The sequence below is a fragment of the Mesorhizobium sp. M2A.F.Ca.ET.039.01.1.1 genome, assembly GCF_003998035.1.
GTDB lineage: Bacteria > Pseudomonadota > Alphaproteobacteria > Rhizobiales > Rhizobiaceae > Mesorhizobium.
This window is the reverse complement of sequence record NZ_RZRY01000132.1, coordinates 1-12,214: the sequence shown is the minus strand read 5'-3', so window position 1 is coordinate 12,214 and position 12,214 is coordinate 1. Positions and strand designations below refer to the sequence as shown.

General features: G+C 63.6%; 11 protein-coding genes. 2 read left to right on the top strand and 9 right to left on the bottom strand.

Going from position 1 to position 12,214, the window contains the following annotated elements:
- The coding region (gene gcvP / locus EOA24_RS13000) for an aminomethyl-transferring glycine dehydrogenase (RefSeq protein WP_127409845.1) at positions 1–1,846 on the top strand (1,846 nt) is incomplete at its 5' end.
- 4 nt (positions 1,847–1,850) lie between these two features.
- Here the strand turns inward: gcvP and EOA24_RS12995 are convergent.
- The 9 genes from EOA24_RS12995 to cpaB form a co-directional block, all read right to left on the bottom strand.
- Positions 1,851–3,023 (bottom strand): GGDEF domain-containing protein, encoded by a 1,173-nt coding sequence (locus EOA24_RS12995; protein ID WP_126082365.1) that lies wholly within the window; start codon positions 3,021–3,023, stop codon positions 1,851–1,853.
- A gap of 418 nt (positions 3,024–3,441) precedes the next feature.
- Positions 3,442–3,924 (bottom strand): hypothetical protein, encoded by a 483-nt coding sequence (locus EOA24_RS12990; protein WP_126082364.1) that lies wholly within the window; start codon positions 3,922–3,924, stop codon positions 3,442–3,444.
- A 282-nt stretch (positions 3,925–4,206) separates the two neighbouring features.
- Complete coding sequence (locus EOA24_RS12985; protein ID WP_126082363.1) at positions 4,207–5,172, bottom strand: type II secretion system F family protein; 966 nt, start codon at positions 5,170–5,172, stop codon at positions 4,207–4,209.
- 1 nt (position 5,173) lies between these two features.
- Entirely contained in the window at positions 5,174–6,139 is a 966-nt protein-coding gene (locus EOA24_RS12980; protein WP_126082362.1) for a type II secretion system F family protein, read from the bottom strand.
- A 4-nt stretch (positions 6,140–6,143) separates the two neighbouring features.
- Positions 6,144–7,565, bottom strand: a complete 1,422-nt coding sequence (locus EOA24_RS12975) for a CpaF family protein (protein WP_126082361.1) — start codon at positions 7,563–7,565, stop codon at positions 6,144–6,146.
- Positions 7,562–8,776 carry a response regulator/pilus assembly protein gene (locus EOA24_RS12970; RefSeq protein WP_126082360.1) on the bottom strand — a complete coding sequence of 405 codons (1,215 nt, stop codon included), beginning with the start codon at positions 8,774–8,776 and terminating at the stop codon, positions 7,562–7,564. Before EOA24_RS12970 ends, EOA24_RS12975 begins: the two co-directional genes overlap by 4 nt.
- Before the next feature lie 13 nt (positions 8,777–8,789).
- Complete coding sequence (locus tag EOA24_RS12965; protein WP_126082359.1) at positions 8,790–9,062, bottom strand: hypothetical protein; 273 nt, start codon at positions 9,060–9,062, stop codon at positions 8,790–8,792.
- Positions 9,063–9,066: 4 nt separating this feature from the next.
- Positions 9,067–10,509 (bottom strand): type II and III secretion system protein family protein, encoded by a 1,443-nt coding sequence (locus tag EOA24_RS12960; protein WP_126082358.1) that lies wholly within the window; start codon positions 10,507–10,509, stop codon positions 9,067–9,069.
- 28 nt (positions 10,510–10,537) lie between these two features.
- A complete protein-coding gene (gene cpaB / locus EOA24_RS12955; protein WP_126082357.1) occupies positions 10,538–11,458 on the bottom strand; it encodes a Flp pilus assembly protein CpaB in 921 nt (306 codons plus the stop codon).
- A 255-nt stretch (positions 11,459–11,713) separates the two neighbouring features.
- On the opposite strand from cpaB, the gene EOA24_RS12950 reads away from it, so the two are divergent.
- Positions 11,714–12,214: ATP-binding protein (locus EOA24_RS12950; protein WP_245501787.1), on the top strand; the 501-nt coding region annotated here is incomplete at its 3' end.

The window sequence follows — 12,214 nt, the reverse complement described above, 5'->3', positions numbered from 1 at the left end:
CATCTGCACCGCGCAGGCGCTGCTGGCCAATATGGCCGCGGCCTATGCGATCTGGCATGGCCCTGCCGGCCTCCAGGCGATTGCCGGTCGCATCCACGGCCTTGCCGACCGCCTCGCCTCAGGTCTCAAAGCCGCCGGCGTATCGGTGCTCGGCGCAAGCCGCTTCGACACGGTGACGGCCGAGGTGAAGGGCAAGGCCGGCGCGATCGCCGCCGCCGCGGAGAAGACAGGGCGGCTGCTGCGCGTCATCGATGCGGACAAGATCAGCATCGCCTTCGACGAGACCTCGACGGAAGCCGATCTCGAGGCCATAGCCGGCCTTTTCGGCGCCAAGCCAGGCGCGGACGGCGGCTCGATGCCCGGCAAGCCGCGCGGCAAGGAGTTCCTGACGCAGCCGATCTTCCACGAGAACCGCTCCGAGACCGACATGATGCGCTTCCTGCGCCGGCTGGCCGACAAGGACCTGGCGCTCGACCGCGCCATGATCCCGCTCGGCTCCTGCACGATGAAGCTCAATGCCGCCGCTGAAATGATGCCGGTGAGCTGGCCCAGCGTCGCCAATCTGCATCCCTTCGCACCCGCCGGCCATTCGGGCGGCTACCGCGCCATGATCGCCGATCTCGAAGCCTGGTTGTCGGAGATCACCGGCTTCGACGCCGTGACCTTGCAGCCCAATGCCGGCAGCCAGGGCGAATATGCCGGCCTGCTCGCCATTCGCGGCTATCACCGCGCGCGCGGCGAAGGTCACCGCACCGTCTGCCTGATCCCGTCCTCCGCGCATGGCACCAATCCGGCGAGCGCCGCGATGGTCGGCATGAGTGTCGTCGTCGTGCGCTGCACCGAGGACGGCAACATCGATGTCGAGGACCTCAAGGCCAAGGCGGCCGAGCATTCGAAGGACCTCGCGGCGCTGATGTTCACCTACCCCTCGACGCACGGCGTCTACGAGGAAGGCGCACGCGACCTCTGCGCCATCGTCCATGAGCATGGCGGCCAGGTCTATTTCGACGGCGCCAACCTCAACGCGCTGGTCGGTCTCGCCCGTCCAGGCGATATCGGCGCCGACGTCTGCCACATGAACCTGCACAAGACCTTCTGCATCCCGCATGGCGGCGGTGGGCCGGGTGTCGGTCCGATCGGTGTCAAGGCCCATCTGAAGCACTACCTGCCCGGCCACGTGACGGAAGGCACGACCCATGCCGTGGCGGCGGCGCCGTTCGGCAGCGCCTCCATCCTGCCGATCACCTGGATGTACATCCGCATGATGGGCGCTTCAGGACTGAAGCAGGCGACGGAAACGGCGATCGTTTCCGCCAACTACATCGCGACCCGGCTCGCGCCGCACTTCCCGCTTCTCTACAAGGGCAGGCACGATCGCATCGCCCACGAGTGCATCCTCGACACTCGCGTGCTCAAGGAGAGCGCCGGCATCAGCGTCGACGATATCGCCAAGCGCCTGATCGACTATGGCTTCCACGCGCCGACCATGTCGTTCCCGGTCGCCGGCACGCTGATGGTCGAGCCGACCGAGTCCGAGCCCAAGCGCGAGCTCGACCGCTTCTGCGAGGCGATGGTAGCCATCGCCGGCGAGGCGGCGAAAGTGGCGAAGGGCGAGTGGCCGTCCAACGACAACCCACTGGTCAACGCCCCGCACACCGCGGCGGAAGCGCTTGCCGCTGAGTGGAAGCATCCCTACTCGCGGCTCGAAGCGGCCCACCCTGCGGGCGACGCCGACCTGGCGACGAAATACTGGCCCCCGGTGTCGCGCATCGACAATGTGGCCGGCGACCGCAACCTGGTCTGCTCGTGCCCGCCGCTGTCGGAATATCTCGGCGCCGCGGAGTAGTCGTTCAGGCGGTTTTCTGGGCCGGCCCGCTATCGGGCTGGCCCTGTTCTCGTTGGGCGATAACGCGGTTCCGCCCGGCGCGCTTGGCGGCATAGAGCGCGGCGTCCGCTTCGGCCAGCACCTCGTCCAGGGTCCGGCCACTAGCTGCGCCAAATCCCATGCCGCCGCTGACGCTGCTGCGCAGCGGACCGCGATGCGTCGCGACGATCTCGGTGCCGAAGGCGACGCCGATGCGGCTTGCCATGTCATGCGCCTTTTCAGGCGTGATCCGCGACATGACGATCGCGAACTCCTCGCCGCCGAGCCGGAAGGCGTCGACCCCTGTCCTGCCATATTTCTTGATCACCGCCGCGAAGCGGCAAAGGACCTTGTCGCCGACGGGATGGCCGAAGACATCGTTGGTCGTCTTGAAATGGTCAAGATCGAACATCGCGATCGCCATGAACGGACCAAAGCTGCGATCGCCGTAGAGTTCGTTGAGCGCCCTGCGGTTCATCAGGCCGGTCAACGGATCGGTCATGGTCTCGGCCTTGAGCTCGATCTGCGCTTGCAGATGATGCAGCGAAAGCGTCAGCGCCCCGAGGCCGGTCATGCAGGCAACCGCGACGACGGTGTTCAACCGCTCCGCCCAGTTGTCGGGCGCAGCACCGAGAACCCATTGCCCTTGCACCAGCAACACCAGGCCGCACAGCGCGAAGGACAAGCCGCAGGCTCCGCTCAGGAACGAGACGACGAGCAGGATCCTGCGGTCGTGATCGCCCTTCATCCAGAACATCGTTCCGATCGCCGCGAGCAGCGCCGTGACGGCCGAATAGGTGATGAGGAAACCGATGCCGTCGAATCCGAGATAGGTGAAGACGGCGCCGGCGGCCATGGCTGCCAATGTCGGCAGAACAACGCTACCATGGTTGCCGACGCCCAGATATTGCATCGCCGACAGGCAGATGATGAGGAAACCCAGGCTGAGCAGCACCAGCACTGCCTGGCAGAGCCAAGGGTTGGGCTCCTTGGTGTATTGCCAGAACAGAACGACATGCGCGACAAGCACAAGGATGCCGCACGCCACCGTCAGCACGAAGGGCGCCCGCGGAGCGGTGAGCCAGATCGCAAGCATGGTGATGCTGAGGCACGTACCCGACAACGCCGCCGCGAGCAGGAGCGAACTAAAATCCAACATTGTTGAGCCGCCGCCTCTTGGGAGTGGTCAGTGACGCTGCATTCTAGGTTAACGGCGGCCCACTGATACCGTTTTCAGCTAACCTTTCGACCCAACCTTCCGACAAGGTTTACAAAGCATCCACTACTGCATCCAGCAGAAGCGAAGACTAGAAATTGTTGGTTTATATTGAAACAGTTCTTTTTCACCAGCGCGAGGCGATCCCCGCGAAAAACGATATTCGCCCGACGTTGTACACCTGGTAAGCCGGTTGACAGGCGTGCGTCCGCCAGCCGGAAATTCAACCCTGTCGCTTTGATTTCGCCAATCGACAAACGAAAATTGTAACGGGTGGAACTTGTCGCGTTTCGCTGAAACGGCGTTCGGCCGGCGGCCGAGGAATTCGGGCGGAACCATTTAAGCCAAGCCCGATAAGGCTCTAGCTCTTGTTCAGAAGTGCCAGATTGGCGTTGACCACCGTCTGGTCGGCCATGCCGGCCTTGGCCTCGAGCAGCAGCGCGCGCGCCTTCTTCTTGTTGCCGCGCAGGAGCTGCGAATAACCCATATTGTTGACGATCTGCGGCTTGCGGCCGGCAACCTTCAGCAACTGCGCATAGGCGCGGTCGGCGAAGTCGAAACGGCCGAGCTCGTCATAGGAAGCGGCAAGCCCCATCCAGGCTTCGGCATTGTCGGATCTGAGCTCGACCGCCTTGCGGAAATGCTGTTCGGCCAGGCCGAAATTCGCCTCGCGGAACTGGGCCTTGCCTTCGACGAGGTCGTTGGCGCTGACATCCTTGGCCACCGGCTGGATCGCGGTGGTCTTGGTCGTGTCGACACTGTTGCTGGTGTTGCTCGTCGTGCAGCCGGTGATCATCAAGGCGGCCGTCAATGCCACCGCTGCCGTGGGAAGTCTCTGACGCATGCCCCTGCCCCATCGCCCGATTTGCCGGGTCGTTCTTCACGAAAAGACGATACAGGAGAGCGATTAAGCTTCGGTGCCGAAATGCAGCTAAATTTTGGTTCCCCGCCAAGGATGCGTTAACCAGCAGACCAGCGATGGTTGAGGTATGCTGAGATTCGGGTCAGGCCGTGTCGAGAATAATGGCTTTCGAGAACCGGAGCGGAGCGTACTTGAAGTACGTGAGCACCGGGAGCGCAGAAAGTCGCTATTCGCAGGCCGGCCTCACCCGAATATCAGCATACCTCAGTGATGCGCCGTCAGCTTCACAATGATCGGAATAATGGCGATCATCAGCACCACCGGCAGGATGCAGACCGTCACCGGCACCGACATCTTGGCCGGCAAGGCATGCGCCTTCTCCTCCGCCAGCGACATGCGCTTATGCCGCATTTCGTCGGAGAAGACGCGCAGCGAGCCCGATAGGCTGGTGCCGAGCTCCTTGGATTGCTGCAGCAGCGTCGCGAAGGAGCGCACCTCGTCCAGGCTGAGACGGTCGGCGAGTGCCTTCAGCGCGTCGTCGAGACTGCGCCCGGCCCGCAGCTCCAGCGACACCAGGATCAGGTTCTGGCTGAGCGACGGATAGGTCCTGGCAAGCTCCTTGGAGACCCGCTCGATGCCGGCCTCCATGCTCATGCCGGCATCGGAGCAGACGATCATCAGATCCATGAAATCGGGAAAGCCGTTGCGGTATTCGCGCATCTTCTCCCGAACCTTCTGCGTCAGCACCAGGCCCGGCAGGAAATAGCCGCCGGCGCCCGACAGGATGATGAAGGTCCAGCGGCTGGTCATGGTCGACTCGGCGCTGGCCGCCCAGTGGTTGATCAGGAACGCGCCCAACGCCGCGCCGATCATGGTGGCGAAGCGGATCAGGAAGAACATGCCGACGGCGCGCGGCTCCATATAGCCGGCCTGGATGAGCTTCATGCGCAGCCGCGCGACATTTTCCGGGTCGCTCTTGGCATAGAACTCCTGCGCCCGTTTCACCGCCTTCTCGCGCACGGCGCTGGTGCTCTTCTTGGGCGCAGCGTCCACCTGCTCGGCCGGCTGCACCACCTCGACCTTCAGCCGGCGCTTGACCTCGCCGCGATCGCCCTTGGCGAGCACAAGCGGCCAGGCAACGGCACCGCCGCCAAGCACCAGCAGCAGCACGGCAACCGGCATCAGCGACGTCGGCGCGAGCGAGGCGAGAAAGCGGATGACGTCTTCCATTTCAGAACCTGAAATTCGACATCTTGAACATGATGGCGTTGCCGAGCAGCAGCCAGAAGATCGCCCCGCTCAGCATGTACCAGGTCTTCGGCTCGCCCCAGACATCCTGGTAGAATTGCGGCATCAGCACCATGATGGCGGTGAACAGAAGCGCCGGCACTGCGGTCAGGATGTAGGCAGACATGCGGCCTTCGGTCGAAATGGCGCGCACCTTGCGGCGCAGCTTGCCGCGCTCGCGGATTGTCGCGGACAGGCCGTCGAGGATCTCGCGCAGATTGCCGCCCGAACTGCTCTGGATCGACACCGCCGTGACGAACAGCGGCAGGTCCTCGTGGCCTACCCGGTCGAATAGATTGTTCAGCGCCGACACAAGGTCCGAGCCGTAGGTGACCTCGTCGGCGACGACGCCGAACTCGGTGCCGATCGGATCGGCCATTTCGCGCGCCACCATGGCGATCGCCACCGGCACCGGATGGCCCGCCTTGAGGCCACGCGTGATCAGTTCCAGCGCCTCGGGCAACTGTATCCCGAACCGCTTGTGCCGGCGCTTGCGCATGAAGCGCATCGCCATCACCGGCAGCACCGGCAGCAGTATGAGAAACAGGATCAGGCCGAACAGAAGCGGCAAGCCCTTCCAGATCGTGAGAAGCGCCAGTGCGAAAGCGATCCCCGATGTGATCATCAGGAACTTCGGCAACGGCGTGGTCATGCCGGACTGCGTGCGCAGGACGCGGAAACGGTCGAGGGAAAAGACGGAACTGCGGCCGTCGATCCCGCGCTCCTTGCGCAGTTGGATCAGCACCTGCTCCTGGCTGATCTTGTTCTCGGCGAGCTTCATGCGGCGGTTGATTGCCGTGCGCTTGTCGCTGCGCCCGGCATAGAGCAGGTAAAGGCCCTCGGCGATCATGATGCCGGTGAGCGCCGCCGCGGCGTATACGACGTAGATCGGGCTGAATCCCTCGAACACCGGCCTAGTCCTGCGGCCGGCCGGGTTCAAAATACTTGCCCGGGAATTCGATGCCCATGTTGCGCAGGTCCTCGAGGAAGCGCGGGCGGATGCCGGTCGCCTCGAAGTGGCCGAGGATCTTGCCGTCCGCCTCCATGCCGGTGCGCACGAAGCGGAATATCTCCTGCATCTGGATGACATCGCCTTCCATGCCGGTTACCTCGGCGACGCTGGTCACCTTGCGCTTGCCGTCGGAAAGGCGCGTCAGCTGCACGATGATGTCGAGCGCGCTGGCGATCTGGCTGCGGATCGACTGCACCGTCATCGGCATGCCGGTCATGCCGAGCATCTGTTCCAGACGCGAGATCGCGTCGCGCGGCGTGTTGGCATGGATGGTCGCCATCGAGCCTTCATGACCGGTGTTCATCGCCTGCAGCATGTCGAAGGCTTCCTCGCCGCGGCACTCGCCGAGGATGACGCGGTCGGGGCGCATGCGCAGCGCGTTCTTGACCAGGTCGCGCTGCTTCAGTTCGCCATGGCCCTCGATGTTGGCCGGGCGCGTTTCCATGCGCGCGACATGCGGCTGCTGCAATTGCAGCTCGGCCGCGTCCTCGATGGTGATCAGGCGCTCGTCTTCCGGGATGAAGGCCGACAGCGCATTGAGCATCGTCGTCTTGCCGGTGCCGGTGCCGCCGGAGATGATCGTGGTCTTGCGGGCGTGCACCGCCGCCGCCAGCACTTCGGCCATGTTCTGGGTGATGGCGCCGAACTCGACCAGCTTGTGCAGGCCGAGCTTGTTCTTGGAAAATTTGCGGATCGACACCAGCGGGCCGTCGACGCCGACCGGGCGGATCGCCGCGTTGAAGCGCGAGCCGTCGAGCATGCGGGCGTCGACCATCGGCTGTGATTCATCGACGCGGCGGCCGACAGCCGCGACTATTTTGTTAATGATTCGAAGCAGATGCGCCTCATCCTTGAATGGGATGTGGACCTGCTGCAGCTTGCCGCGCTTTTCGACGAAGCAGTTCTGGTGGCCATTGATCAGGATATCGTTGATCTCAGGGTCCTTGAGCAACGGCTCCAGCGGGCCGAGGCCGACCATCTCGTCGACGATGTCGTCGACCAGCGCATCGAGCTCGGCGATGTTGATCGCCATCCGCTCCTCGCGCGTCTTTTCCGAGACGAATTCATGCACCTGCCGTCGCATTTCATCCTTGGGCAGCCGCTCGAGCGCCACGAGGTTGATCTCCTCGAGCAGCATGCGGTGGATGCGCACGCGCGCATCGAGCACCTTGTTGGCGCTTTTTGCCGGCGCGGCCTCCGGCTTCGGCGGTGCCGGCTTGCGGGTCGTCGGGATGATCACCGCATTGTGCACCATAGGCGCGGGCTCCGGCGCTCGCTGCGGACGAGTGTCGCGGTTCTGCAGGTTGGAAAAGCGAGTGTTCATCCGGCCTTCCTCTTCAGCAGGCCTTTGCCGAGGCCGAACAGCGATTTCGACTTGACCGTGGTCTGGACGGCCTCCTCCGGCAGGATGATCTTCTTCAGGTCGTTGACGACATTGGCGTTGGGGTCGATGGCGTGCAGCGGCACGCCGCGGTCGACGGCCTCGCGCACCAGCCGGTAATTGTTGGAGATGCCGCCGACGAAATGCTCGCCGAGTATCTCTTGGACATCGGCCTGCTTGATGCCGCTGTCGAACATCTTCTGTTCGAAGCGGTTGACGATGACGTTGGGCTTCACTTCCTTGCCTGCGGTCTCATAGACGGCCTGGATAAGGCGCTGCGTGTGGCGCAGGCAAGGCACCGTCATCTCGGCGACGATGTAGAGCTTGTTGGAACCCAAGAGCACCGTCTCGGTCCAGGGGAACCAGGTGCGCGGCATGTCGATGACGACATTGTCGAAGTAAGCCGCCACGAGATCGAGCATCCGAACCACCACATCGGTCTTGAAGGAGCGCATGTCCGAGGGACGTGTCGGCGCCGCGAGCACGCACAGGCCACTCGCATGTTTCGACAGCATCACATCGAGCAGTTGCCGGTCGAGGCGCTCCGGCTGGTTCTCGATTTCCGTGATGTCGAAGCGCGGCTCAAGGTCGAGATATTCGGCGCAGGCGCCCTGCTGGAAATTCAGATCGACCACGCATGTCGAAGCGCCGCGCGTCACCGAATGATGCAGCTGGAAAGCCGTCTGCAGCGCGAGCGTGGTGGTGCCGACGCCGCCGGCGGCCGGCATGAAGGTATAGATGTGCGATTCGGTGTTCTCTTCCCGCCCCGGCCCCTGCAACGCCCGGATGACCGAGCGCACCAGGTCTGCCGTGGTGATCGGCTTGACCAGGAAGTCGGCGACCTTGAGCTGCACGAGGATGCGCACCGCCGCCGCGTTGAATTCCTGGGTGACGACGACCACGGGAACGCTGCCTTCCAGCCGGCGCATGACGCGCTGCAGCGACTCGATCTCCTCGAGCTTGGCCGCGTCCATGTCGACGATGACGGTGCCGAAATCGGTTTCGAGGGCTTCGCCGCGCAGCTCGTTGATGCTCTTTTCCACCGTCAGGAGCTCGATGACCTCGGAGGTCGCAAAAGCCGTCCGAGTGTCCTGCACGAACGCCCTGTCGGTGGAAACGAGCAGGATCTTCTTGGTCTTGGTAGCAGATGCCATCGTTGTCGGCCGATCAATTCGATGTCGTTGATGATGTTGTCGGCGCGGACGCGGCGCCGGCTTTCGCGCCAACGGCGACAGTCTCGGAACCCGGACGTTGAGCCGGCACGAGAAGCCTTGTGTTCTGGACGCCGTACTTCCACGGATCGACCATCTGCATGGCGGTGTTGGATGCCTGCGCGTTGCCGACCCCCGGCGTCACCCCTTCGGTGCGCACATAGTCGTCGCTGGTGCAGCCGCCGGCGAGGCCAGTGAGCAAGAGAACAGTCCAAAGGGCGATGCGCATGGCCTTAGTCCTTCGGCAGGTCGAGGAAGTGGCCGGACGTGCCGGATACGGAGCGGGCGGTGCTGCCATCGGCCAGCGCCAGCGGACGCTTCGGCGCCGAGGCGTCGGCCTCCTCGGTGTTGTTGAGGAAATAGTCGGCGGCACTTGCCGGCCGGGTGCCGTCGGTCGGCTCGACCATCTTCTTCGAGGGATCGACCGGCTTGACCAGGTACGGCGTGACGATGATGACCAGATCGGTCTCGCGCCGCTGATAAGATTTCGAGGAGAACAGCGGACCGAGCACCGGCAGCTTGCCGATCCCCGGCACCCGCGATGTCGTGATGTCGTTCTGCGACTGCAGAAGGCCGGCGATCATGAAGCTCTGGCCGTTCTTGAGGTCGACCGACGTCCTGGCGCGGCGCACGATGAAGGCTGGAATGGAAATGCCGCTGCTGACCTGGATGGAAGCGGACGGGTCGATCGACGACACTTCCGGCGCGATGTCGAGGCTCAGGAGCCCGTCCTTCAGCACCGTCGGCGTGAAATCGAGGCCGACGCCGTACTTCTTGTAGGTGACGCTGATCTTGCCGTTGTCTTCGGAAACCGGGATCGGGAACTCGCCGCCGGCAAGGAAGCTCGCCGTCTGGCCAGAGCGGGCAATCAGATTCGGCTCCGCGAGCCGCCGCGCCAGGCCGCGTTCCTCCAGCGCCTTGATGGCGATGTCGATCGACAAGCCGTTCGACAGCAGGCTGCCGATGATCTCGCCCGTTCCGGCAGCCGGCACATCTCCCCCGTCCGGGTTAAGCACGACTTTGCGGTTGCCGATGCCATAAGCGAAATTGGCCGCGTATTTGGCGCCGAGATCCTGGCCGGCCTGGCGGTTGATCTCGACGAAGCGGACATTGAGCTGTACCTGCTGCGAGGACGAGATGTTGACCGAATTGATGACTTCCTCATTACCGGAAAAGCGCGAGGCGATCTTGCTGGCCTTGTCGGCGGCGACCGCATCCTCGGCCTCGCCCGACAACACGACGCGGCCGTTTGCCGAACCGACCTTGATCTTGGCGTCGGGCACGCTGGCGCGGATGGTGCTGGCCAGTTGGTCGGTGTCCAGCGTCACCTCGATGTCGATGGTGCCGACAAGCTGCTTGGTCTGGTCGAACAGGGCGATACCGGTGGTGCCGAGATTGTTGCCCAGCACATAGAAGGACTTGTCGGTCAGCGGGTTGACGTTGGCGATCTCCGGATCGCCGATGACGATCTGGTAGAAGGCCGCGCTCGTCATGATCGTCTTCGGCTTGCCCTTGGCGACCTTGATCGAGGCGTTCTGGTTCGCCGAGACATAGACGACGTCATTGTCCGCCCTTGCCGGCGCGGCGAAGCCTACCACAGCCAGCGACACCGCCAGCGCGATCGCGCCGAGAAGACGCCATCCCCCGGTCGTCCGAAATGCATCAAACCCGAACATCTTGCCCGTCCCCGCCGATCCCCACCGGCTATTGCTGCAGTTCCTGCGGCGGTTCCCGTGAAGGAACCTTGTATTCTTCGACTTTCTCGCCGCGCGTCACGATCACCGTCCTGAATTTCGGCTCGTCCTGGTCCTTCGTCACCGCATTGACGAGCGAGGCCGCACTTGCCTCGGCGTTTGCGGCAACCGAGCCGCCGAAGGAAGAGATCGTCGTAAGCCCGCCTTTGCTGGCACTGGCGTCAGCCGCGGACCGCAACGACAGCGACAAAGTGCCGACGGTGCGGGCGAGCGCCACTTTCTGCGCCCCTTCGTTGGTCACCTCGATGGTCACTGAATTGGCGACCTGCGGCTCGGTCTTGCGTTCGTCGGCGCCCTGCCCGACCGAAAGCACTTTGGCGTCGGAGACCACAATCTCGGAGGTGACCGTCGAGCCGGCCGCCCCTTGCGCGTTCTTGGATACTTCCTGGATGTCTCCCGCATCGCGCGTCAGGACGACGTCGACCCGGTCTCCCGGCGTGACGAAGCCGCCGACACCGGCAATTTCGTCGGTGCGGATGGTGACGGCCCGCATGCCCGGCGACAGTATGTTGGAAAGCGTGGCGCGACCGTTCGGTCCCGACAGTTTGGTGAGCAGCACCGGTTCGTTGACCTCGATCGGCGACAGCACCACGCGGCTGCCGTCGGCAAGCAACTTGTCGATCGTCGGGAAAGCGCCTTGCGGCAGCGAATCCTGCGGCCACGGGATCTCGGCGAGTTGTGGCCGTCCGAGCTCCATTCCATAGCGCAGCGGCGCTTGAGCCACCACGATGGTCTTGAATTCGACCTTGGGCTGCTGCGGAGCTTCGACCGTGACCACCTTGATCTCGGACTGAGCCTTTGCCTGGCTCTTGACCCAAAAATCCGCCGCAAAGATCGAGATCGCGCCGAAGACGGCTGCGATACCGATCATGGTTATGGCCCTGCCCCGCACAACGAAACCCCTGACGCCCGTGGTCTTTTGTTGGTTTGGGCCTCACGCTAGGCGTTAATGTTAAAGAATCAGGAATCCCGTGACCCGCCGATCGCCCTATTTCGGCCGGCTTGGTTATCGAATGGTTTTGGAATAAGAGACAGTTTGATCCCTGAACGGAACAGGAACTCGTTCGCCCGCCAAAAGCGTGGCAGTATCGAGCCGTGATTCGCATTACCGGACGCTAGGCCCAGCATGGACGACAGCAACGATCTCTTCGGCAAGATGGAAAAGCAGGCACAGCCGGTGCGCGCGCCCTCGCGCCCCGCCGATCCGCTGGTGCAGGCCGCGAAGCGCTCGACCGCCGCCCGCGACGGCAGCGAAAGCTACAGCGCCGCCGATATCGAGGTGCTGGAGGGTCTCGAGCCGGTGCGGCGCCGTCCGGGCATGTATATCGGCGGCACCGACGACAAGGCGATGCACCACCTGTTCGCCGAGGTCATCGACAATTCGATGGACGAGGCGGTGGCCGGCCACGCCACCTTCATCGACGTCGAGCTTTCCGCCGACGGCTTCCTGACCGTCACCGACAATGGCCGCGGCATCCCGGTCGATCCGCATCCGAAATTCAAGAAGCCGGCGCTCGAAGTCATCATGACGACGCTGCATTCGGGCGGCAAGTTCGACTCCAAGGTCTATGAGACCTCCGGCGGCCTGCACGGCGTCGGTGTTTCGGTCGTCAACGCGCTGTCCGAC

What these genes read in the sequence shown, in the direction of transcription:
- EOA24_RS12985 (WP_126082363.1), bottom strand. Translation starts at nt 5,172, where the DNA reads ATGGAAGACGTCATCCGCTTTCTCGCCTCGCTCGCGCCGACGTCGCTG.
- EOA24_RS12995 (WP_126082365.1), bottom strand. Translation starts at nt 3,023, where the DNA reads ATGTTGGATTTTAGTTCGCTCCTGCTCGCGGCGGCGTTGTCGGGTACG.
- EOA24_RS12965 (WP_126082359.1), bottom strand. Translation starts at nt 9,062, where the DNA reads ATGCGCATCGCCCTTTGGACTGTTCTCTTGCTCACTGGCCTCGCCGGC.
- EOA24_RS12990 (WP_126082364.1), bottom strand. Translation starts at nt 3,924, where the DNA reads ATGCGTCAGAGACTTCCCACGGCAGCGGTGGCATTGACGGCCGCCTTG.
- EOA24_RS12970 (WP_126082360.1), bottom strand. Translation starts at nt 8,776, where the DNA reads ATGGCATCTGCTACCAAGACCAAGAAGATCCTGCTCGTTTCCACCGAC.
- EOA24_RS12960 (WP_126082358.1), bottom strand. Translation starts at nt 10,509, where the DNA reads ATGTTCGGGTTTGATGCATTTCGGACGACCGGGGGATGGCGTCTTCTC.
- cpaB (WP_126082357.1), bottom strand. Translation starts at nt 11,458, where the DNA reads ATGATCGGTATCGCAGCCGTCTTCGGCGCGATCTCGATCTTTGCGGCG.
- EOA24_RS12975 (WP_126082361.1), bottom strand. Translation starts at nt 7,565, where the DNA reads ATGAACACTCGCTTTTCCAACCTGCAGAACCGCGACACTCGTCCGCAG.